The 24,185-nt window shown below is 38.1% G+C and carries 20 protein-coding genes; 10 read left to right on the forward strand and 10 right to left on the reverse strand.

Going from position 1 to position 24,185, the window contains the following annotated elements:
* The first annotated feature begins 142 nt into the window (after positions 1–142).
* From LC095_RS16780 to LC095_RS16805, 6 genes are all read left to right on the forward strand, one after another.
* The gene (locus LC095_RS16780) at positions 143–1,939 is read left to right on the forward strand and encodes an HD domain-containing phosphohydrolase (RefSeq protein ID WP_226529227.1); all 1,797 of its coding nucleotides are present in this window, start codon (positions 143–145) and stop codon (positions 1,937–1,939) included.
* Positions 1,940–2,072: 133 nt separating this feature from the next.
* On the forward strand, positions 2,073–2,843 hold the full coding sequence (locus LC095_RS16785; RefSeq protein WP_413467507.1) for a transposase: 771 nt from the start codon (positions 2,073–2,075) through the stop codon (positions 2,841–2,843).
* A gap of 369 nt (positions 2,844–3,212) precedes the next feature.
* On the forward strand, positions 3,213–3,977 hold the full coding sequence (locus LC095_RS16790) for a tyrosine-protein phosphatase (RefSeq protein ID WP_226529228.1): 765 nt from the start codon (positions 3,213–3,215) through the stop codon (positions 3,975–3,977).
* Positions 3,978–4,175: 198 nt separating this feature from the next.
* Positions 4,176–5,195, forward strand: a complete 1,020-nt coding sequence (locus LC095_RS16795) for an ABC transporter substrate-binding protein (protein WP_226529229.1) — start codon at positions 4,176–4,178, stop codon at positions 5,193–5,195.
* A gap of 85 nt (positions 5,196–5,280) precedes the next feature.
* Positions 5,281–6,996: an ABC transporter permease gene (locus LC095_RS16800; protein ID WP_226529230.1), complete on the forward strand. Its 1,716-nt coding sequence runs from the start codon at positions 5,281–5,283 to the stop codon at positions 6,994–6,996.
* Positions 6,980–8,053, forward strand: coding sequence for an ABC transporter ATP-binding protein (locus LC095_RS16805; RefSeq protein WP_226529231.1), 1,074 nt, complete (start codon positions 6,980–6,982; stop codon positions 8,051–8,053). Before LC095_RS16800 ends, LC095_RS16805 begins: the two co-directional genes overlap by 17 nt.
* 47 nt (positions 8,054–8,100) lie before the next feature.
* Here LC095_RS16805 and LC095_RS16810 read toward each other — a convergent pair whose 3' ends face one another.
* From LC095_RS16810 to LC095_RS16835, 6 genes are all read right to left on the reverse strand, one after another.
* Positions 8,101–9,504, reverse strand: a complete 1,404-nt coding sequence (locus LC095_RS16810; RefSeq protein ID WP_226529232.1) for an alanine/glycine:cation symporter family protein — start codon at positions 9,502–9,504, stop codon at positions 8,101–8,103.
* A 164-nt stretch (positions 9,505–9,668) separates the two neighbouring features.
* Entirely contained in the window at positions 9,669–9,809 is a 141-nt protein-coding gene (locus tag LC095_RS16815) for a YvrJ family protein (RefSeq protein WP_226529233.1), read from the reverse strand.
* An 85-nt stretch (positions 9,810–9,894) separates the two neighbouring features.
* A complete protein-coding gene (locus tag LC095_RS16820) occupies positions 9,895–10,113 on the reverse strand; it encodes a DUF2922 domain-containing protein (protein WP_026560950.1) in 219 nt (72 codons plus the stop codon).
* A gap of 41 nt (positions 10,114–10,154) precedes the next feature.
* The gene (locus LC095_RS16825) at positions 10,155–10,373 is read right to left on the reverse strand and encodes a DUF1659 domain-containing protein (protein ID WP_026560951.1); all 219 of its coding nucleotides are present in this window, start codon (positions 10,371–10,373) and stop codon (positions 10,155–10,157) included.
* A 293-nt stretch (positions 10,374–10,666) separates the two neighbouring features.
* A complete protein-coding gene (locus LC095_RS27135; RefSeq protein ID WP_226529234.1) occupies positions 10,667–11,455 on the reverse strand; it encodes an SH3 domain-containing protein in 789 nt (262 codons plus the stop codon).
* 5 nt (positions 11,456–11,460) lie between these two features.
* On the reverse strand, positions 11,461–12,393 hold the full coding sequence (locus tag LC095_RS16835) for a hypothetical protein (RefSeq protein WP_226529235.1): 933 nt from the start codon (positions 12,391–12,393) through the stop codon (positions 11,461–11,463).
* Positions 12,394–12,927: 534 nt separating this feature from the next.
* Here LC095_RS16835 and LC095_RS16840 point away from each other — a divergent pair.
* Complete coding sequence (locus tag LC095_RS16840) at positions 12,928–15,126, forward strand: GGDEF and EAL domain-containing protein (protein WP_226529236.1); 2,199 nt, start codon at positions 12,928–12,930, stop codon at positions 15,124–15,126.
* Between the two features lie 178 nt (positions 15,127–15,304).
* Here the strand turns inward: LC095_RS16840 and LC095_RS16845 are convergent, their stop codons facing one another.
* Both LC095_RS16845 and brnQ (LC095_RS16850) read right to left on the reverse strand, forming a co-directional pair.
* Entirely contained in the window at positions 15,305–16,009 is a 705-nt protein-coding gene (locus LC095_RS16845; RefSeq protein WP_226529237.1) for a TIM barrel protein, read from the reverse strand.
* A gap of 253 nt (positions 16,010–16,262) precedes the next feature.
* Positions 16,263–17,573: a branched-chain amino acid transport system II carrier protein gene (gene brnQ, locus LC095_RS16850; protein ID WP_226529238.1), complete on the reverse strand. Its 1,311-nt coding sequence runs from the start codon at positions 17,571–17,573 to the stop codon at positions 16,263–16,265.
* A gap of 238 nt (positions 17,574–17,811) precedes the next feature.
* On the opposite strand from brnQ (LC095_RS16850), the gene brnQ (LC095_RS16855) reads away from it, so the two are divergent.
* On the forward strand, positions 17,812–19,128 hold the full coding sequence (brnQ, locus tag LC095_RS16855; protein WP_226529239.1) for a branched-chain amino acid transport system II carrier protein: 1,317 nt from the start codon (positions 17,812–17,814) through the stop codon (positions 19,126–19,128).
* 153 nt (positions 19,129–19,281) lie between these two features.
* On the opposite strand, the gene LC095_RS16860 is transcribed toward brnQ (LC095_RS16855), so the two are convergent.
* A complete protein-coding gene (locus LC095_RS16860; RefSeq protein WP_226529240.1) occupies positions 19,282–21,129 on the reverse strand; it encodes an SEC-C metal-binding domain-containing protein in 1,848 nt (615 codons plus the stop codon).
* A gap of 291 nt (positions 21,130–21,420) precedes the next feature.
* On the opposite strand from LC095_RS16860, the gene LC095_RS16865 reads away from it, so the two are divergent.
* Positions 21,421–22,047, forward strand: a complete 627-nt coding sequence (locus LC095_RS16865; RefSeq protein WP_216775279.1) for a 5-bromo-4-chloroindolyl phosphate hydrolysis family protein — start codon at positions 21,421–21,423, stop codon at positions 22,045–22,047.
* Positions 22,048–22,062: 15 nt separating this feature from the next.
* A complete protein-coding gene (locus LC095_RS16870) occupies positions 22,063–23,193 on the forward strand; it encodes a toxic anion resistance protein (protein ID WP_226529241.1) in 1,131 nt (376 codons plus the stop codon).
* 281 nt (positions 23,194–23,474) lie between these two features.
* Here LC095_RS16870 and LC095_RS16875 read toward each other — a convergent pair whose 3' ends face one another.
* The gene (locus tag LC095_RS16875; RefSeq protein ID WP_226529242.1) at positions 23,475–24,041 is read right to left on the reverse strand and encodes a DUF515 domain-containing protein; all 567 of its coding nucleotides are present in this window, start codon (positions 24,039–24,041) and stop codon (positions 23,475–23,477) included.
* Positions 24,042–24,185: the final 144 nt, after the last annotated feature.

Genomic DNA, 24,185 nt, shown 5'->3' on the forward strand with positions numbered 1-24,185 from the left:
AAAAATGCTATCCTAAACATACTTATTATTGGTTCAGCTATCGTAGCGTTAACTTCAGGGTGGAAATTCTGGTAATCATATAAAAAGAGGGAATCTGTGGTTCCCTCTTTTCCAATTAGTATGTAGTGAGTGTGATAAAAAAATGATACTTAATCGTCAAAATCTCTATATTACGTTCATCTGTCTATTCAGCATGATTCTCCTCTTTTTGAATCTGCCTCTTTATGTTGAGGAGCTATCAAATTGGGTCTTAATTTATACACTCATTGGAGCTATTCTCCTCTTGAATCATTTCAACATTATTCTTCCGTCCGGAAATTCTCTCTCAATGGATTCTGCTATTTATTTAGCGTGTATCTTTTTGTTTGGATTAAATGTACCACTCTATGTACTAATCCTAAGTAGTTTAGCCTTTTTCCTTATTCGTTTTAAACTTGAATGGTGGAAGCATTTGTTCAATTTCGCCAACTATTCAATTATGATCATTACAACTTATTATACGTTTATCATCACAGGCGGAACAGTCGGGAGTATAGACATCACAAATCTATGGCCTTATACCATATCGTTAACCGTCTATTTTATCCTGAATGTGATCATTATGTGGCTGTACTTTTTCTTAGTAACGAAACAGCCTTTTGGGACAGTTTTTCAAAGTTTATTAAGTAAAGATGATTTAAAAGAAGCATTCATTAGCTATTTATGCACATTGGTGCTATCACTTGTCATGACGATTGTTATTCATGCACAACCAATCTTTGGCGTTTTCTTATTTATATCTCTATCCATTACGCTGTCACTCGCCTTTCAGAAAGTGTTTTCTTTGTATAAAAATGAAGAAACAAGAGCACAAAAAGACTTTTTAACAGGCCTGTATAACCATGGCTATTTTAAACAAACGCTTGATGAATTCATTAAAAAAAGTGACTATGAAGGTCCGTTTTCTATTGCATTGCTTGACTTAGATGATTTTAAAAAATACAACGATTTCAATGGACATGTTCAAGGAGATGAGCTGTTAACATTCTTTGGCAGCTTCTTATCAGAAAAAATAAAGGAGCTCCCTTACATTGCCGCACGGTACGGCGGAGAAGAATTCGGCATCATCATGCCTGAAACAAGCCAGGAAAAAGCAAAAATGTTCATGGACAAACTACGTAAGGAATACAATGATACACCTTTCAAAGGTGTTGATATTCTACCATTAAGGTGCCTATCCTTTTCTGCCGGAATTACAGAGTATGAAAAAGGCACATACGGCGCTTCAGAGCTATTAGCTAGAGCAGACAAAGCACTTTATTTTGCAAAGGCAGAAGGAAAAAATAACTGCCAAATTTATAAAGAAGGTCGTTTTAATCATAAGGGACTTCAAATTAAAGAGGAAATTGACGGTCTAGAACAGCAGCTGCAGATTTTTCTATCAAAGGATATCTACACATACCAACACAGTAAAAGAGTGTTCAGGTATGCCGTCGACATTAGTGATCAACTTGCGCTAAGTGAAGAGGAAAAAAGAAGGTTAATTCTCGGAGCGCTCATCCATGATATTGGAAAACTAGAAATCCCACGCGACATCATTAATAAAAAGGGCAAACTGCAAGTTCACGAATGGGAAATGATGAAAAAACACGTTACGTACGGCAAGGAAATTCTAGCATCGACAAAAAGATACGATGACCTCCTGCCTCTTGTCGAGCTTCACCACGAACGCTACGATGGAAAAGGCTATCCATATGGACTCAAAGGAGAAAACATCCCAAAGCTCGCCCGGATTCTCTGCATCATCGACTCCTTCGATGCCATGACAACCGAGCGACCTTACCAAAAAACCAAAACCTTCGCAGAAGCCATCGAAGAACTACGCAAATGCTCAGGCCAGCAATTCGACCCAGCCTTTGTCGACCCGTTCATTCAGATAGTGGAACAGGGGGACAGGTAACCTGTCCCAGTTCCAATTTCTTGAGAAATTTAAGTGGGAAAAGTAGAATAATTTATGTGTGAATTTCCCCTCATTACACCTCTGGTTTCGTCTCCATTCTCTTTCATTTTATCTATAATTCAAAAAAAGTGTGGTGGTCCCTATCCCAAGAATAGCAAGAAAAAAGAGTCCAAACGGCATCTATCATATCATGCTCAGAGGCATCAATCGACAAACGATTTTTGAAGATAATCAAGATAGGTGGAAGTTTTTAGAAGTGCTAAAAAGGTATAAGGAAATGAATCATTTTCACCTTTTCAGTTATTGTTTAATGGACAATCATATTCATCTATTGATAAAGGAGTCAGATAATATCTCAAATGTGATAAAGCGAATCAGTTCAAGCTATGTTTACTGGTACAATTTGAAATATGACCGCTGTGGCCATTTATTTCAGGAACGGTTTAAAAGCGAAAATGTTGATAGTATAAAATATTTTCTTACCGTGCTTCGGTATATTCACCAAAACCCGCTAAAAGCAGGATTAGCTCCTACTATCTTCGAATGCAAATGGACAAGCATCCATGAGTACGTTCGTAAAGCAACGATTGTTGATGTAGATTATCCCCTTCAATTTTTCTCTTCAGATAGAAAACAAGCCCTATTATTGTTCAAGGATTATATGGAAAAACCAAATGATGATCAATGTTTGGAAGATACCGTAAGAATACGGTTAACAGATGATGAAGTAAAAAACTACCTTTTTGAAATAGGTGTGTCCAATATAAACATGCTGCAGCAGATGGATAAGGAAGAACGAGATTCTGTCCTATTTAGACTTAAGGCTGTAAATGGCATTAGTTTAAGGCAAATTGCAAGAGTGACAGGTATTTCGAAGAGTGTGATTCAGAGGGCTAGGGAGTGACGTGCATGACCTTAGATTTAAATATCATTTAGCTATAGAAATGAGTGACGACAGAGCAAATTGCGTTCAACTAAAAAAGAGAAGGATTCTAGGAAGAGATAAGTCTCTACGTCAATAAAAGCGATACAAAAAGCTGAAGTAACCGTTATGCAAAATTTTCTTTTTTTGTGATAGATGAATCTTTGAGAGAATACGTGTTGATTGTTATGTGGAGAGCGAAAAAGCTTTTAGTAGGAAAAAACAGCAGTAAGCATCTGGGACGAGGAACCTGTCCCCATGTACCTGTTATTGGATATAGACTTCCTGCTTTGATTATATGATAATAGGAGTATTGATATTTTTCTGTTAAGTAGAAAGGTAGGGAATGACATGATAGATATCCATTGCCATATTCTCGACGGAATTGATGATGGTGCTCAGGATCTTGATGCTTCGTTGAATATGATTAAGCATGCGGTGAATGAGGGGATTACGAAGATTATTGCAACACCACATCATAAAAATGGAAAGTACGACAATATTGCTTCATCTATTAAAGATAAAGTTGTAGAGTTGAATAAGACGATTAAGGAACACAATCTTCCTATTGAAATATTACCTGGCCAAGAGTCACGAATTTATGGAGATCTTTTGGAGGATTATGATAAGGGTGAGATCTTGACTCTTAATCACTCAAAATATCTTTTTATTGAATTTCCGTCAAATCACGTTCCGAGATATACAAAAAAGTTATTATTTGATATTCAGCTAGCAGGACTTTCTCCAATTATCGTTCACCCTGAACGGAATTCGGAAATTATCGAGAATCCTTCAATTTTATATAAGCTAGTTGAACAAGGTGCTGCAACACAAGTAACAGCCTCTAGTGTCACTGGACATTTTGGCAAGAAAATAAAGAAGTTTTCTCTTCAGTTAATTGAATCAAATCAAGCGCATTTTATCGCTTCAGATGCACATAATCTATCAGGAAGATCTTTCCGATTACGCGAAGCTTATGATGAGATCGGTAAAGAATTTGGACGTGATTTAGTCTATATGTTTCAGGAAAATGCGGAGCTGGTAGTTGAAGGTAACACAATTTATCGTCAACCACCTCAAGAGGTTCGACGCAAGAAATTTTTAGGAATATTTTAAAAGGACATGGTGAAGATACCATGTTCTTTTTTTGCGCAAAATCACTAGCTAAAAAAATAGAGGATCATTAAATGTTAATCATTTCTTTACATAAAATTATCAAAACATTAACCATGCCTATAATGTCGCTTAACATCAATCTATTATACTTACTTTAAAAGTTTTGAGACGATGTTGAAAAATTTAGGAGGAAAAAACATGAATCTAGTAAAAGGCGGATTTCTATTAACTCTTGCATCTCTTGCACTTGTTGGCTGCGGGAGTGAAGAAAGCAGTTCAAATAATGGCAGTTCTACGGGAATTGAAGGAGATTTATCTTTTTATACATCACAGCCTGATGAGGATGCTCAAAAACTAGTAGATGCATTCACTGAAAAATACCCTGATGTAAATGTCCAAACATATCGATCAGGAACAGAAGAGGTCATTAGCAAAATTAAAGCTGAGCAAAAAGCTGGAGATGTTCAAGCAGATGTCTTATTAGTAGCAGACTCTGTCACCTTTGAGGACTTGAAGGAAGAGGATTTATTGCTCGAATATAAGTCAGAGGAACTCAGTGAAATACCATCTAATCTAGTAGATCCTGAGGGCATGTATGCCGGGACAAAGGTTATGGCTACAGCTTTAGTAGCAAACACAGCAAATGTAGAGGAAATGCCGGATTCGTGGAATGTCCTGACGGATGATAGTGCTAAAGGTAAAACGATCATGCCAAGTCCGTTTTATTCAGGTGCTGCAGCCTATAATTTAGGTGTATTTACACGTAATGAAGCATTTGGCTGGGATTATTTTAAGAGTTTAAAAGAAAATGAAATGACAGTGACAAAAGGAAATGGAGCAGTTCTTCAAGCTGTTGCAGATGGTGAAAAATCATATGGTATGGTTGTCGATTTTATCGTAGCCCGAGCAAAAGCAGAAGGATCTCCAGTTGAATTAATTTATCCAAAAGAAGGAGTACCTGTTATCACTGAGCCGATCGGTATTATGAAGGATGCTGAAAATGAAGAAGCGGCTAAGGCATTTGTTGATTTTGTATTATCAGAAGAAGGTCAAGAATTAGCGGCGGAAATAGGCTACACACCAATTCGCAAAGGTGTTGACGCTCCGGAAGGTTTACAAACGATTGATGAAATGAACGTGATCGATGCAGATATAAGTGAGCTTTATCAAGCAAAAGAAGATGATAAAAAGGAATTTGAAACGATTTTTGGACAATAATGGTTTGGAAATTATAAGGCTTATCCAATGGTTTAAAGTTGAGATAGCCTTATTTCCTTTTAAAAGTTAAGGAGAGAAATTCCTCATGTTGCAAAGCTTTGTTCATCGTGTTCAACACAAAAATAAATGGTGGTTTTTAATTGGTGTACTATTTGTAGTTATCTTTTTTGTTGTGCCTATTTTCAGACTAATCTTCTTAAGTTTTTCTTCAGAAGGCGGGTTCACATTCGAAAACTATACATCCGTGCTTCAAGATCGTTCAACATGGAAAACAATTGAAAATACGTTATATGTTGTGGCGGGTTCATCTTTTATCGCGATTATCTTAGGGATTATGACAGCTTGGGTTGTTGCGTACACAAATATTAGACAAAAGAAGCTGATTCAATTATTCATCTTTTTACCTTTTATTATCCCTTCCTATATTACAACATTGGCATGGACTCAATTTATGAGTAAAAATGGATTCTTCGCTAATCTATTAAGTCTGCTTCCCGGATCTTTAGAGCCGCTGAACATGTATAGTTTACAGGGAATTATTATCGTGATGGGATTATCCCATTATCCTCTGGTTTATTTATTAACGGTGGGGGTTCTGAGAAAAATTCCGCGTGATCTTGAATATGCGGCAAGGGTTTCAGGATCAAGCAAGTGGAAGTCTTTCAAAAACATTACTCTTCCCCTTGCATTACCTGGGATTGCAAGTGGAGGATTTCTGGCTTTTATTGCGAGTTTAGATAACTTTGGTATTCCTGCGTTTCTTGGGATACCAGGTAATATAAGAGTGTTAAGTACATATATTTATGAGCAAATCGTAGGGTTAGGACCGAATTCCTTTGAAAGAGCTGCAACCTTATCTGTCATCTTAGGACTCATTGCATTAACAGGTACGTTTATTCAGTGGCTGCTGTTAAAGAAGTCTAAAAACAATGAAACAGCTGTTGAGGATAAAGAACCAAGATTTCCCTTTTCGAAAAGAAAGCGTCTGACGATTGAACTGCTTTTATGGAGTTTTTTGTTGCTAACAACAATGGTGCCGCTTATTTCAATGCTCTCTGCCTCTCTTATTAAAGCGTATGGTTTGCCGTTTACACCTGAAAATATAAGTTTAAAAAACTATCAATTTGTATTGCTTGAAAATCAAAAAGCTGTCACTTCCTTGAAAAACAGTGCGAATTTAGCGATCATTACCACTATTTTTTGTTTGGTAGCAGGGACTGGAATTGCTTATATGAGAACAAAAAAGCCTACTATCTTGTCAAAGGGATTAGAGATGATCATCGGCATTCCATATGCATTGCCTGGTACAGTTTTAGCGTTAGCGATGATTTTTGCTTGGATGGAACCAATTCCGGGGTGGAATCCAGGGATATACGGTTCGATTATGATTCTCTTCATTGCCTATGTCACCCGTTTTTTAATCTTACAGGTCAGAGGAAGCATTACAGCGTTCATGCAGGTTGATCCTTCAATAGAGGAAGCCGCCAGAGTGAGTGGTTCTAATGGATTTTATAAGTGGAAGCAAATCCTGCTGCCATTGATTATCCCGGGTGTCATCAGTGGGGCTTTACTCGTCTTTTTAACGGCACTAACTGAACTAACAGTTTCATCGCTGCTATGGTCCAGTGGAACGGAAACGATAGGACTTGTTATTTTTAATTTTGAACAAGCTGGGTATTCAACCTATTCAACTGCTTTTTCTTGTATTGTCGTTCTGTTCATTTTGTTAGCCTTTCTTATGTTATCTATTTTGCAAAAGTTATGGGATCGGAGGGTGCTGCATCATGACCACTCAAATTAAAAATGTAGAAAAAAGCTTTGGTTCATTTCGGGCACTACAGCAAATCAACCTTGATATTAATGAAGGAGAGTTTGTTGCAATACTTGGCCCATCAGGCTGCGGAAAAACAACATTGCTTCGCTTATTAGCCGGTTTTGATTCTCCAACTTTAGGAGAAGTATTAATGAAAAATCAAGTAGTCGCTAATGAAACGTCCTTCCTGCCACCGGAAAAACGTAACATTGGCATGGTGTTTCAATCCTTTGCTTTGTGGCCGCATATGAATGTAAGGGACCATATTCGTTTTCCATTGAAACATCATCAATTTTTAAGTGAGGACCTTAAAAAGGGCATTGATTTTAGAGTCGATGAAGTATTAAAGATGGTAGATATGCATCATCTTGGCGAACGAATGCCGAGTGAACTATCTGGAGGTCAAAAACAGAGGGTAGCCTTGGCGCGTGCGATCGCTCCAAAACCGGCTTTATTGTTAATGGATGAGCCGCTTAGTAGTTTAGATGCTGAATTGCGTATGTCGATGCGAAAAGAGATTCAGCAACTGCACCATCTGACGGGTGCCTCGATTGTATATGTTACTCATGACCAAAGTGAGGCACTGGCAATGGCTGATAAAATTGTTGTCATGAATAAGGGGAAGATAGAACAAGTAGGCTCACCAAAGGAAATTTACAGCTCGCCAACATCACCATTTGTTGCCTCCTTTGTTGGAAAAGCGAACTTAATCCGGGGTAAATGGGAAGGAACCACTTTTTACCCTTTCCATCAGCAGTCAATTAAATGGGAAGGAACAGTTGTAACAGAGGAATTGAGAAGGGAAAACCTCTTTCCTGCCCGTCCGGAACAGCTTGAAATCTCGTTTAGAGAAGGTGGTATAAAAGGAGTTATCACGAATGTTCAGTATCAAGGAAAAGAGATTCACTATACGATTACAATTGAAGATGAGCAGTGGGTGATCCACCAAGACCTTGATGATGTGTTTTCTATCGGTGAGGAAGTATATATTCATTTAAAGAAATCCCAAACTAGGGCTAAGAAAAAACAACTTCATTTTGTATAAACGAAAAAAAGGCTGACCCATAATGAGTCAGCCTTGTTAGTAATTCTTTATTCTTCTGAAGCTTTACCCCACGCCTCAACATTTTTCAACCCTTCAATCGTATCCGCTGTAAAAGTAGGATTCTTCCCGGCTGCACGTTGCTTCGTATAGTCTGAAAGAGCAGAAAAGGCAATTTTACCGAGTAGTGTAATCGCGATCAGGTTAATGATAGCCATTAGTCCCATGAACAAGTCAGCTAGACTCCAAACAAAGCTTAAGGATGCTAAAGAACCGAATGCAACCATTGCTACTACGGCAACACGATAGATGTTAAGGAATAATTTATTGTTGTTAATAAATTCAATATTTGATTCACCGTAATAATAGTTTCCTACAATTGAACTGAAGGCAAACATAAGCACGATAATGGATAAGAAAATACCAGCCCATGTTCCCATTGATGTTTCAAGTGCTTGTTGCGTTAACACAATACCGTCTGATTCTGGTGAAGTATATAGTCCGCTAAGCAAGATGATAAACGCAGTTGAACTACAAATAATCAGTGTATCAACGAAGACACCAAGAGATTGGATAAGGCCTTGTTTAACAGGGTGGCTAACATCAGCTGTAGCAGCAGCGTTTGGCGCACTACCCATTCCGGCTTCATTTGAAAACAATCCTCGTTTAATTCCATTCATCATCGCAGCACCTAATGCACCACCAGCAGCTTCCTGCAATCCAAAGGCACTTTCGAAGATTAAAACAAATACACTAGGAATTTCTGTAATATTGATAATCATAATGAAAAGTGCAATTAAAATATAGGCTCCTGCCATAACCGGCACGATAACCTCTGATACTCTTGCGATTCTTTTGATTCCACCGAAAATGATGATAGCGGTAATGATCGATAATATAATTGCAATTAAACCTTTGTTAATTCCAAATGATGAGTGAAAAGCACTCGTGATCGTATTGGCTTGAACAGAGTTAAAGGCTAGTCCGAAGGTAAGTGTAATTAACACCGCAAACGTCACACCCATCCAGCGGGCATTTAACGCTTTTTCCATGTAGTAAGCAGGTCCGCCTCGGAATGTGTCACCATCTTTTACTTTGTAAATCTGTGCTAATGTACTTTCTACAAATGCAGAGGCAGATCCGATAAGTGCGATAAGCCACATCCAAAATACAGCTCCGGGTCCACCCGTAGTAATCGCAATCGCCACACCGGCTAAGTTCCCTGTACCAACACGCGAAGCCGTACTAATACAAAACGCCTGGAAGGATGACACACCTTTTTTATCAGCCCTTGCACCTTCCCCTAATAAACGGACCATTTCACCAAATAAGCGAAACTGAACAAACTTTGTCCTAAACGTAAAATACAGCCCTAACCCTATTAACATAATAATTAATACATAAGACCACAATAATGTATTCGTCCCATTAATCATACTCTCAATCAGGTTCATCCAAACACCCCTCATTATTTTATTCTTCATTAAATACTATTCAAAGTTATGCACTTTTATTATATTAGCATATTGTGGGTCAGGGGGACAGGTTCCTTGACCCAATTTTTCGTCAATTCAAAAAAGGAGAACCACCCTGTGCGATTCTCCTTAGTACTATTTGATTAATTTTTCCCTAACTGCGTTGGCAGCATTTGTATGGAATGATTTAGCGTATCAAGTTTGCTTTCAATCCTATTGAGCAAATAAAGTGTCACCACAATAGGAAAGCCAAGCTCGCTAATAACCGATAACCATTGCTCCATTTTTTCACCCCATTTCGTTTAGGATAAACGTATAAACGACAAAGAGCTGACAAGAAGAAAGATACCTCGTCAGCTCTCAATTGGTTTAAGCAAGTCCAACATCTGTTACATTACGCTCAACAATACGCGCACCTTTCTTAGCTACAAATTCCCCACCGGTTGTGAAGAAGATGTTGCTCGCTAAGATGTCATCCATTGCTGCATTGATTGCAGCCGGATCAACAGGTTCGATAGGCGAGTCAACGTTAAGCTTGACTGTTTTTCCGTCAGTGTTTAAAAATTGAAGCTCTAATGTTTTGGCCATGTGGTCACCTCCTTTCTTTCAAGTCCCAAACGCTCATGCGATTAAGGGTTAATTTGGTTAGAGTCGTTTCGCTCGATAGATGAAAGTGTTTCAGTTTGTAAGCTAGCTAGGGCTTGAGCAACCTGAAGCAACTCATCAGGTGTTGCAGTTGTTTTCACATTGTTGTAATTTTTACGCTTTAAAATGACCTTGCCATCTTCGTCCAAGCCCATGTCGAACACAAGACTTAATTGTGAATCAAGGATAACTTGACTTGCCATGCTGATCACCTCCTTTCGCCCTCTATATATAAAAAAAGGGGAGGAGAGTAGCGTGAAAATGAAAAAAATTAATATTTTTTGGGGACAGGGGGACAGGTTCCTTGTCCCATCTGGGACGAGGAACCTGTCCCCCTGGTCCACTCCCTGATCCAAGACAAAGAAAAACCCTAACAATATACCTAAAAAGGTTCATTGTTAGGGTTGAATTTCGGTGGTATTGCACTCGGCCCAGGGTGTTGGGACAAGGAACCTGTCCCCCCGACCCACCCCCGACCCTCCACCACGGAGCCACATTATTTTTCTTGGACAATTCTTCCGGAGATCCAGCCGGTTTTTCCGGATTTTGTTTGGACTTTGAGCCATGTGATGCCGCTGTTGTCGGTTTTTTGTTCGTCGAGGTATGTGACGGTTTCGTCATTGGTGATGGCTGCGACGATTTTGGCGTTTAGCGTAGGATTGGCACGGATGTTGCCGCCGCTGCTTTTGTATTGGTCTGTTAAGGTGTATTCCTTCGGGTTCACCTTTGCGCTTACTTCATCCACTTTTGCTAGAAATGTTCCTTGATAGCTTTTAATGTCAAAGCCTAGGTCGTTTTGGACTTTTTCTTCTGTCATCCATTTGTCAAAGCGGTCCCACGTTTGCGAGTAGGAGCTTGTTGGGTTATTGATGATGGCAAGTGGCAATAGTATGGCAAGAGCAAATCCAACAAGACGGAATGTCCTTTTCCATTTGGCTTTGTTTCGGGTACGCTTTTTTGTGAGACGTTCTGTTTTGCTGGAAGTTTTTAAGAGAAAAGCAAAAACCTCTTCAGTTCCTTCGATCCAGGAAGGAATCGAGTAGTCCCCTTGATTTCTTCTTTTAGTCAGCATTCTATGAAATAACACCATTACCGGATAGGATAGGTAATAAACGGCTTTATGCAGTAATATGCTGCCCCAGTGGATGAGCCTTGGTGCTAAATGAAATAGAATAGGCCGCATGAGAATGATGACGATAAACGTAAAAATAGCAATTCTGAGCCAAATGGGTAGCAGGGCAAGTGGTACCCACAGCCAGTATAGTTGCTGAAGTATGGTTTCCACTCTCGTTACTCCCCTTTAGCTGATTGATAGCGATCACGTAAATCATCCAGCTGATCTTCTTCAGTCGTTCTCATGGAAAGACGGGTCTGGTTGCCACCGCTGCTAAATTCATAAGGAAAATAAGTTTTAATTTTTTCTACCTGCCTATCGATTTCGACTTTATCAACAGTAGGGTCCATCATCAGGTTTTTCACCTGGTGTTGTACCTCAAGCCTGAACGCTTCTTCGTTATGAATGCGGGTTTGGACAACTTCTAATGCAGCTTTATTATCTTCAGCAATGAAAAGGGCATTAAGAAGATTTCCCTTTTCGATCTCTCTCTGAATTTCGCCTGCAACAAAGCGGGCCTCACGCATTTTAATTTCTTTTTCGTGCAATCTAAGCTCACTATCTTGATCCTGCTTCCAATATTGTTTGTCATGCTCTTGATCCCGTTGACTTTGTTTGACGAGAACATTAATATCAGAAATCACAACCCCAACCTGCTTTAAACCAGCTACCATGGAAGAGTGTTCATGCAGATCCTCAATATGCTTTTTCACTCGCTTGGAATCTGAGATCGGGTAATCGGTTGTGATTTCCTCAAGCCAGTAAGGAAGCTTCTTTTTAATATATGTCACAATTTCACCTGCTCCTTGTTGAACAAGGGAAATCGGATCAACCACTTTATAATCAATGGAGAGATCAATCAAAAAGTCACGACCTCTATCTAATGAAGGATACTCTTCTTCACATTGAAAACTCTGTGTCGCCATGTTAACAATGTACACCTTCGTGTATTTTCCGGCACGAAGATCACTGCGGCTTAAACGGTCACCATTTTTAACAACTTGATAGTTGTTTTGTTCATTTGTATAAACAAACGCTTGATTCATAGATGAAGCTGGCGGTTTTTCAAAAAAGCTAAATTTAACGGGTTGGACATCAATTAGATTCATTTTGTGATCCTCCTTTTAAATTCCATCATGTTTTCATATCGTTCAGCATACGCTGCTTGTTTTATCCTAACTAACCTTGTTTGTATTTTCACAAATATACATGTCCCTTAATAGGCATGTTTCCATTATAAGCATTGGTTTGCGAAAAAATGACTATTTTGATAGCATCAATTTTTAAAGAAGTTGAAACTTCTTCATGTAGGTTTGTGTCTAACCTTGTCAATTATTTCTACTAAAATAGTATACAAAAAAGGAGACTGCTTTCCTAGTTGTGTAGGAAATGATAAATTTCTTTGAACTGTGGATAAGCGCGCGACATCCAGCTCCAGCGCCTAGCCCCTCTATGGTCTAGCTAATTTAGAATTAAAGGCAAAGAACGCCTTCTATTCTAAATCGTCTTATGCTTGTCGGGACTGATCAAGGCGCTTGCGCTTTTGTTCAGTTGTCCTATATTTTGACATAGCATCATGTATAATGGGAGATAATATGCTATTATGAAATTTTGTTTTTAAAAGAAAGGGGAGGTGGGTTCAAATGTTTTTGTTAAAAACAAAGTGGTTGTTGATCGGCTTATTTGTTTTAGTTGAGCTATTCGTATTAGTTGCAGATTTTTTCCTTCCTAATAAACATATTGCTTTTTCTATATTACATATTACCATCTCCTTAGTAACGGTTGTTTTCATCTTAATTCTTATTTATGTGATGAACAAAACGACGAAAGAACTTAAACATAGTAATGAACGGTTAAGATATATTTTTGATTCATTAGATGTTGCAATATGGTCCCATGATATGAAAACAGATCATTTAATGATTACACCAGGGATTGAAAAATTATATGGGTATTCTCTTGATGAATTTTATCGTGATCAGCTTTTATGGAGGAAGGTTGTTCTTCCGGAAGATCAGAAGGTTATTGAAGAGCGGCTGAAGCAATTGACCAAGAAGGAGCCTGTCACGAGCTTTTATCGGATTGTTCGGCCGGATGAAAAGGTGCGCTGGATTCGTGATCGGGGTATTCCGACTTATGATGAAAAAGGGGACTTTGTTGATTTTACAAGCGTTTTATTCGATGTAACAGAGCAAATGGAGCGGGAGGAGCGTTACCGGGGCTTAGTAGAAATGTCTCCTGATATTATCGCTGTTATTAGGGATTGGAAGTTTGTGTTTATTAATAAAGCGGGAAGTGAGCTTTTTGGTACATCTGATATTATTGGGCGACATGTACTGGAATTTGTCTCTACTGAGAATGTGAGGAGTATTAAGGACATTGTTCAGGAGATGGATGACAATGACAAGGATATTGAAAAAAATTATTTCGAATGTCAGCTTTTATTGTCAAATGGTGATGTGATTGATGCAGAAGTTTCTCTTATGAAAATATTGTATGAAGGCAGGATTGCAAAACTTGTTGTCGGTCGTGATATTACCGAGCGAAAAAAAGCCCAGCAACTGATTCACAATATGGCCTATTATGATTCTGTTACAAATCTTCCTAATCGAAACATGTTCAAAGAGCATGTAAACAACAGTTTAACAACAAATGGTGAAAACCAAGAGCTTGCTGTCTTATTTTTAGATTTGGATCGATTTAAGGTGATTAATGATACGAAAGGACATTCAACCGGTGATCTTTTATTAAAGGATGTTGCAGATCGTATACGAAATACAGTGAAAAGTGATGGTCTTGTTTCCCGGCAAGGAGGAGATGAATTCTTAATCCTTTTAGAAGGAATGAAAAAGGACAAAATCGAAAAAATTGCCCAGCAAATTATTGATGACTTTTCCCGCCCGTTCTTTGTGCATGGTGAAGAAGTTTTTGTGACAGCCAGCATTGGTATTAGTCTTTATCCTTATGATGGAAAAGATCAGGAAACACTGATTAAAAATGCGGATACCGCTATGTATTTGGCGAAAGAGCGTGGAAAAAATAATTATCAATACTATAATGAGGGTCTTAACACCCAATCAACAAGAAAAATGGTCCTTGAGGTTGGATTGCGAAAAGCACTTGATACAAATCAGTTTAATATGGTGTACCAGCCTCAGTTTGAACTGGAAACAGGTACTATTATTGGAATGGAGGCCTTAATTCGTTGGGAGCACCCAACGCTTGGTCCAATTTCTCCTGTGGAATTCATTCCGATTGCTGAAGAAACAGGAGTGATTGTTCAAATTGGAAAATGGATTTTACAACAAGTATGTAACGATCATAATCAATGGAAGCAACATGGTCATGGATCAATCAAGATGGCTGTTAATATTTCCGTTCGTCAAATGCAGGAACAGGAATTTGTGAGCAGTGTAAAGCAAGTATTGGAAGAATATAATATCGATCCCAATATGTTTGAGCTTGAAATTACGGAAAGCATTATGCAAAATATCAATCACTCAATTGTCATTTTGAAGGAGCTAAAAGAACTTGGCGTCAAAATCGCCATTGATGACTTTGGCAAAGGCTATTCCTCATTAAGCTACTTAAAACATCTGCCGATTGATAAAATCAAAGTGGATAAATCATTCGTCGATGATATTCTGGATCCAACTCACAATGGCTCAATTGCAAAAGCGATCATTGATATGGGACATATTATGAAATTCACCGTCATTGCTGAGGGAATTGAAGAAGAGAAACAAGTAGACTTTTTATTAAAAAATAACTGCAAACTGGGACAAGGGTTCTTTTTTAGCAAGCCCTTGCCTGAGCATGATATACGGAAGTTGTTGAGCTAAAGCCCCTTGTGGAGAGATCTGCAGGGGTCTTTGCTTTGTTGATAAGGTTGATATGTGTGTGGGGCGCAACGAAGTAGGAAAACGACGCAACGCATATCACAAGCTAATGAATGCCGTTACTGCCTCTGTGGATATACAAGAAAAACAGCAGCATATTATTGTTTTGCTGCTGTTTTTCTTAAATTCTACTAAAATACTCAGCACTTTCAATCATCAATCGACAGTCAAGAAATTGACTTTCACTCAAATCAATTTCAAAAATGAAATCTGTATCTCCAACGAAAGACTTCACCAACGCCCAGTTGATGTTTCCTTTTCCAAGTGGCAATGAATCATGCTCAACACCAAGTGAATCAACAAGGTGATAGTAATCTGCGTATGAAGCATATGTTTTCAAATGTTGTTCCAACGCTCGATTATTTCCTTTTAACGCAATGAATGAATGGCTAATATCAATATTTAAAGGCAAATGAAGGGGACGGACGATTTCATCAAGCAGATGTGGATTTTGCGCTGAAAAAATTCCTTCTGTTGTATCCTCCCATAAAAAGGATTGACTACATATATGAAGAATTTCCTCAATGCGCTTTCTCGTTTCATACCGTTTTATCTTATCGGTGAAGTTCGAGCACTCAGATTCTGAGTAATGACAATGAATAATACATTTAATGTTTTCCTGCTTACAAATAGAGGCAATAAGTTCACTGGACCAATTATAAAATTGCCGCATCTCCGGACTGGAGCTAATAATATCTAAATACTGTCCATGATGTTTCATCGGATGATGAAGATAGACGCGAATTCCCCTTGCTTTTAATAAGCGAATATAATCAACGATTTCATGCGGATGATATAGGTTTTTCTCTGTTAAATGAAGCTCCATAATCTCAGGCTGATAAAGAAGACGATCATGTATTTGCTCTTCATTAATAGCTGCCTTTAATCGAATGTACCGAATAGTTCTCAGCTCCTTTAAAAAGATACCTAATAAAGTGTATTCAGAGTTATTTGTTTCTATTAATTAAATGGAGAGGTTGTTGCGTTTGAATATTTTGAAAGCTGATAGTGGAGCACAATGCAACGGACTAAGTTTTTAAAAGCGACAAACTAAAACCCTGAAAGTAATCCTCCCAGGGCTAAGCTCTATTTACCATACTAATCAAATATCCAACTACTATCCCAACAACAGCAGGTACAAACCAACCAATTCCAATCGTAAATAATGGGATAAAATCTAAATTCAATCCATCCACATTCACACCCGCAGCCTTCAATCCATCAATGATACTGAAAACGGCCGTGATACTTAAACTAATGATATATACAATTGATTTTGTTGGAAATACATACTCCAAAAACGATAACAAAATCAAAACAATCGCTAAAGGATAGATAGCTGTTAACAATGGAACTGACAAAGAAATCAGTTGTGATAAGCCGAAGTTCGCTACACATGTACTGAATATAGATAAAATAAGAACGATTCGTTTATACCTTAATTTCGGAAATGCCTTTGATAGGTAGTTTCCGCAAGCAGATATCAAACCCACACTTGTTGTTAAACAAGCAAATGTGATCGCAAGTCCCAGCACTATTTTTCCAAGAGGACCGAATAGAACACTGGCTGTTGAGGATAAAATAGCGCCTCCGTTGTCTAGATATCCTATTGATGATACGCTTGAAGCGCCGATAAATGCTAGTGACGCATAAACAAACACAAGCCCTGCGCTTGCGATAAGTCCTGCCTTAATACATACTTTCGTAATGGCAAACCGATCTTTTATTCCCTGCTCTTTAATGGAAGAAATCACCACGATACCAAATACAAGAGCACTTAACGTATCCATTGTTAAATATCCTTCTAAAAATCCCTTGAAAAACGCACCATCTACATAATCACCTTGTGGCGCTTGAAAACTTCCCATCGGTGTGAGCAGTGCTTTTCCAGTTAAGATAACAAGAATAGTTAATAAAGCGGGTGTCAGTATTTTTCCAATTCTATCAACTAATTTGCTCGGATTTAATGATAACCAATACGTTATCGCAAAGTAGATGGCAGTATAAATGAATAGAGGTGTTTTTGTATCTATTAATTGTTCCGGAAGAAACGGTATCACACTAATTTCATAAGAAACTGTCCCGGTTCTTGGAATTCCGAAAAATGGGCCAATGGTTAAATACAAAATAATCGGAAAAATCAGACCAAATGTTGGGTGAACTTTGTTTCCGATGGTTTGAATGTCATTACCTGATAGTGCAATCGCAACAATTCCTAAAAATGGTAGACCCACTCCGGTAATTAAAAATCCTAAAATGGCTGTCCAAGTATGGACTCCGGCCTGTTGTCCCAAAGCTGGTGGGAAAATCATATTTCCTGCACCAAAAAAGAGCGCAAATAGCATTAAACCGATAACAATTGTTTGCTTACCGGATTGTGTTTGTTTCATAATTTCCTCCTGAAAAGCTATATTAATAAAATTCCCTAAATTTCGACACAAAGGATAGTGTAGCATAAATTATAAGAATTTTATAGAAAAAAATAAATTTTATAATAACTTCCAATTTTAAAATTTATATTAGAATAATCTTAATTGTTTTAATACTCTATCTATTTTTAATAGACTAGATTTTATAGTGGCTCCTTGTTATAATTCACCCTATTATACGGAAGGAGCTTGGTTAACCATGCTAAAGAAAAATGAACTTATTTTTATTAGTTTTATGCTTTTTTCGATGTTTTTTGGTGCAGGAAACCTTATCTTTCCAGCATTTTTAGGTAGTTCTGCAGGAGAAGATGTGTGGCTTTCTCTCGCAGGCTTTATTACAACAGCAGTAGGTTTGCCAATTCTTGGTGTTCTAGCTGTTGCCAAGGCTGGCAGTTTTCATACACTCGCAAACCGTGTTCATCCAATTTTCGCCTTTTTATTTCCATTATTAATCTATGTTTCCATTGGACCTGGTTTGGCGATTCCAAGAGCAGGTTCGATTGCTTATGAAATGGGGATGAAGCCATTTTTACCTGAAACATTGATGAATCAACCCGTCATGTTAGCTGTGTATACAGTCATTTTTTTCGCTGTAACATTGTGGTTAAGCTTACAACCATCGAAGCTTGTTGATCGGTTTGGGAAACTATTAACACCTATTTTATTAATCATGATTGCACTCATTTTTGTAAAAAGCCTGATTACACCGATGGGGGAATTTACTGTAGCAACAGGTGCGTATCAGGATAATTCGTTTTTTCAAGGGTTTATGGATGGCTATTTAACAATGGATGCACTAGCTGCTTTGGTGTTTGGAATTGTTGTTGCGAATACGATCCGTTCTAAAGGAGTACAGGACACAAAGCTTGTTTCAAAATATATGGGCTTTGCAGGTCTAGGTGCTGGAATCTTACTTGCATCCATTTATACGATTCTCGGATTCTTGGGTGCATCAAGCGCATCTCTTGGTGAAGCTGAAAATGGTGCAGGAGTATTAACGAATGTGATGAATGAATTATTTGGCAGTATTGGCATTATCTTGCTTGGTTTACTTTTTACTCTAGCTTGCTTATGCGTATGTATCGGTCTCATTATTTCATGCAGTCAGTATTTTTCTACGTTATTTCCAAAGCTTTCGTACAAAAAGTGGGCTGTGATTCTTGCTGTGCTTAGCTTATTGGTTGCGAATTTAGGGTTGAACCAGATTTTATCGATTTCTGTTCCAATTTTAGGAGCTATTTATCCGGTTGCTGTTGTCTTAATTTTGCTTGGACTTGTTGATAACAGGGTGAGTCATTCTGTTTATTTGGTTGCGACGATATTCACAGCTGTATTTAGTGTGATTGAAACGATTAATACAACGTTTTTAAATGGGATGTTAGATGATGTGTTAGGGGTTATTCCTCTTTATGAGCAGGGTGTTGGCTGGATTTTACCGGCGCTTGTGGGAGTGATTGTTGGTTATTTTATGAGGAAAATATATCGTCAACCTGATTTTGAAGAGGTTGCTGCGTAGGGAGAGTGCGGGTTCGCGCTCTTTTTTTGTAGGATCATAATTAGTGTTGTGTGGGATGATTTCCGCTCCAATCAACCTACAAAGAACCTTCAAAAAATTTTCTTTAAAAAAGGGACTCACCCCTTATCACAGGAGAAAGTCCCTACTTAAAAATTATTTCACTTTTTGTCCTTCTACATACTCAATTAACTGTTCCTCAGCATCTTTAGCAATATGACCTACTGCTTTTGCAATCAATGTTGCTTTATCTTCCTTCACAAGCCATTTTGTTAGAGCTTTTAATGTGCTCATAAAGTCTTTTACAACGGTTTTGCTCATTGGGTCATAGAGTGAAGGGAGGTCTTTTAAGCATACTTGCTTCCAAAAATCCTCGTCACATGCATCCCAGCTGTCAACCGCATGTCCTTCTAGAATTTCTCTTAAATCAAATAAACAGTTTCGATATTTTCGTAATGTGAGGTCTGATTTTCCGTCTGTTTTTTCCTTGAAGAACGTAACAAGGTCTTCTGAATAAAAGGTATTTACTGTTGATGGAGTGAATCCTAATAATTCATAAACAGGGATATCTTCTTCTTTTACGAGTGTTTTTCCTTCATTCGTCGAGACAATTTCGGTCATGGTTGTGACACGCTCAGTTCCACCTGTGACAAATGGTGAAAGGGGCAGACCGAGTTCTTTTCGAACACTGTTGAAATCAGCTGTGATCTCGATTTGCTTGTATTCACGTTGTGCTTGCGTAAATAAATTGTTTTCTCGCTGCTGTAAATATGCTTCAACCACATCTGTTTGTCCTTCATTCACTAAGTCTAGTACAGATTTGTCTCCGAAGTGTGGAAGCTTTCTATCCAAATCTAACCGTATATCATGGTTAGCGTAAAGCATCATATATTGTGGAGCACCCTCCGGTAAGGAAGCCACTGTGTTTTTCAGCTCAACCGTTTTCGGGACCTCCATTGTTTTCTGCTGTTCATCCAGCAATGTCATGAGGCCTGAATGAATGATCGATTGCAATTCTTCTATCGTATCCTCTTTAAGGGTGATGTATGTTAACGTATTACCCTCAATTGTGAGTGTTCCGATCACATTTCCAATATTGATCGGTTCGGTTAGTGCATTGTCAGTATATTGATACCAAGCATTCACCCAATTACTTACTTTCAGCTGGTTCTCCCATTTGTCGATTAAAAAGTGAGGCTCAGCTTGGAGTAAATCGAACAGTGCTTGCTGATTAAGAATCTGATATCTATTGATATATTGAGTAATGGCAGTTTTTTCGGTGTTTTCCCGAACTTTTACCATATTAAAGGCAGCCAACACTTCAGGATAATAATCCATCATAACTTGTTCGGCAGATAGATTATGTTCTTTTTGAAGCTCTGTTATCACATTTCTCGCTTTTTCAATGTTTTCCGGACCTTGAACGATTCGGACTCCGTTAAAATAGGATAATGAGTCAAATTGCTCAATCAGAGCGAATGTACTGCTCCAAGGTGCAACCGTATCTTTAAGATTCTCCTCCATTTTTGCTAGAGGATAGGTTTCACTTGTTAGCATATCCTTGAAAATGACGCTTTTTTCATCGTGGTCAACAGCTTGAACCAGCTTTGGAGTCAGAGACTTCCATGTTTGAGCCATTTCAAGTTCATCCTGTGAAAGACGTTTCTCTTGGGTTGAAATAAACCATTCAATCCCACGCAGTCCATTTTCATAACGATGGAAAAAGATAAGCCAAAACTCAAAAAATGGGTTTTCATTTTTACTAGAAAGAGTGTACTCAGTTCTTTTTTTAAACTCACTAAATAATTTGTATTGCTGACTAGCAGGCAGCTCTTTATAAATGAAATCCTTTATTTTAAGTGTCAGCATATGCTTTTGCTGATAAAAACGCTCTTCCTTTACTTCGTGCAGCTGAATAACACTTGATTTCTTCATACAGCACTTTTTATATTTTTTCCCGCTTCCGCATATACACGGGTCATTACGTCTTGGTTCCACTTTCATCACCTATCATTTCTTTCTAAACATATTAAGGAGTTTATATTTATACATAGTTTTGGTGTCTAGCTACAGCGCCTAGCCCCGAAGCTGATCAAGGCGCTTCCGCTTTTCTAATCCATTCTCTATATTAAACTAAGTTTTTACGATGAGCAAAGTATACAAAATTTGATTTTAGTCAAGAGCTGAAGTATGTTCAAGTAAATAGGCGAAAACTTAATGAAAAATGAAACTTATCACGCGCTTCAATCGTACTATTTAATAAGAAGTGAAAGTTATCTATAGGAGACGATAATGATGAAGCAAGTTGTCCATTTTTTTATACAATCAACAGCTGCAACCATGTCAACGGGATCGATTTGGCTGGTTAGTTTTTTTCCATTAGATCAGACGTTTCTATTATCAAGCGCATATGCCCTTGGTGGGGGAACAGCTGTATTTTTTTCAACAAAGGCACTCACCCATCAGCATTTCTTAAAGCAAAATCAACTGTCGAGAAAAGAATATGCCTATATTAAAAGACACTTAAAAGAAGCGGATCAGAAAATAAAACGACTCCGCAAGGCACTTTTTAGCATACGAACGATTTCAACGATTAAACAAAACATTGAGATGTATCGAGTAGTAAATCGAATTTATACCATCACGAAAAAAGAGCCAAAGCGCTTTTATTTAGCGGAATCATTTTATTATTCACATCTGGATTCTCTTGTTGAGCTAAGTGAAAAGTATGCATTTTTAGCTGGCCAGCCTTCGAAAACTAGTGAGCTGTCACAATCATTAACTGAAACACGCCGCACGATATCACAGCTTTCTGACTCACTTGAACAGGATTTACATGATGTGTTATCGAAGGATATATCTCAGTTGAATTTTGAATTGGATGTTGCAAAGTTAACAATCGATAAAACGGTGAAAAAATAAGAGGAGGCACTATTTATGAGTCATAATCAACTTGATGATTTGCTATCAAACCCGTTTGGGGAAGAGGAACTTGTTGTAAATAAAGAACCTGAAGCAGAAAAGCCAGTCAAGCTGCTAGATGTTTTACCAGAGGAAAACCGTAAAAAGGCAATTCAGCTAGCTGAACAAATCGATCCAAAAAACCAGCAGGCCATCGCATTATACGGAACACAAGCTCAATCAAAACTATTAAGTTTTTCACACTCTATGCTTGATCATGTCCAAAAAAAGGACACCGGTGAAATTGGACAAATCATTGGAGACCTAATGAAGAAGCTGGAACAAGTGAGCCCAGATGCATTAAAGCCGGAAAAACGCGGGCTTATCTCAAAAATGTTTGGGAAAATCTCTAACTCTGTTCAAGAAGTATTAACAAAATACCAAAAAACAGGCGCCCAAATCGATCGAATTAGCGTCAAGCTCGATCATTCCAAAACAGGCTTACTTCAAGATATCCAAGTACTTGAACAGCTTTACGAGCAAAACAAGGAATACTTCCATGCGTTAAATGTATATATTGCAGCAGGTGAACTGAAACTTGAAGAATTGCAAAACAAAACAATTCCGGAGCTAAAGAAAAAAGCAGAACTCACACAAGATCAAATGGCCTTTCAAGAGGTTAATGATCTTATGCAATTTGCCGACCGCTTGGAAAAACGGACACATGATCTTGTCTTAAGCAGACAAGTTACCATGCAAAGTGCCCCGCAAATCCGCTTAATACAAAGCGCAAACCAGGCATTAGTTGAAAAAATTCAATCATCCATCACAACGGCGATTCCGCTCTGGAAAAACCAAGTAGCCATCGCACTCACACTACTTCGCCAAAAAGACGCAGTAGAAGCACAGAAACTCGTATCAAAAACAACAAATGATTTACTGTTGAAAAACGCAGAAATGCTTAAGGTCAATACGCTGGAAACAGCGAAGGAAAACGAGCGAGGACTTGTCGATGTAGATACATTGAAAAAGGTTCAAGACCACTTGATTTCAACACTAGAGGAGACACTCCGTATTCAAGCAGAAGGACGTGCGAAGCGACTTCAAGCCGAACAGGATTTAGCGTTGATGGAGACAGATTTGAAGAAGAAATTAGCAGGGATGTAGGAATAAGGAAAAGCCGTGTGCTTTAGTAGCACACGGCTTTTTTGTCTTTAAAGTTAGGTGCACAACATCCAGCTCCCCAGCACAAGTTGTGCACGTGCAGACCTGGAGAGGGGGCGAATTTTGGCGAAAATTGTCTAATCGAAAATAAGTTAGTGAGAATCGTAAATAAATTCTAATAATCGAAAATAAGTTACCAAAATCGAAAAAAACAAATCAAAAATCGTAAATAAATCTTATTTAGATAGCTTAATTAAAAAAACAAAGCAAAATCACTCAATATTTTATTCCCGAACAAGGGAAAGTGCCTGTTTGAGGATTTCTGATTTCCGTTCTTCTTTTTGTTGCTCATATATTTGTTTAAACTCTACTGCTTCATCCTCGGGATATCCGTTTTGGGCAAGCTCGAGTTTGAGTTCCTGATACAACGTCTGAAAGTCTATTTCTGTCTGTTGCTCAATTTTTTGCCCTTGAGCAGCATAGCTTTGATAGAGCGTTTTCAGTGAATCATCAGAATACTCTTTATTTATGTAGGCTTTGAAATCATGGAGTGCTTTCTCAACTAAGGTATCAATTTGGCTATTTGTTTTTGATTGAAGCTCTTCAAATTTAGTTTGATAATTCGCTTTTATTTCCTCGAGTGAATGGGTTTGATTGGTTACTGCAACATGATCAACCTGTGTTTGATAAAAGACCGTTTTATTCGGGGCGGTTAATTCCTTAGTGATTTCACGTTGCGGACTGTGGATTGTAACAGGCTTTTCATTGAAATCTCCGAAGGCATATTTACTCCCTAAAAATAAAACAATCAACAAGATAAAGGCAAAAATAGTGACTCTTCTAATATCCATTTTGATCTTCCTCCTCTCCTGCTTAGTTTTGTCCATTTCTTTAGGGTTTAATCAAGAGAGGAGGCAATTATATTTAACTTGCAAAAAAAGTAGGCAATGTTAGCGGAATTGCACTATAGTTTACTAGAATAGGGACAAGGGACC

This window comes from Metabacillus niabensis, assembly GCF_020524345.1.
Taxonomy (GTDB): domain Bacteria; phylum Bacillota; class Bacilli; order Bacillales; family Bacillaceae; genus Metabacillus; species Metabacillus niabensis_B.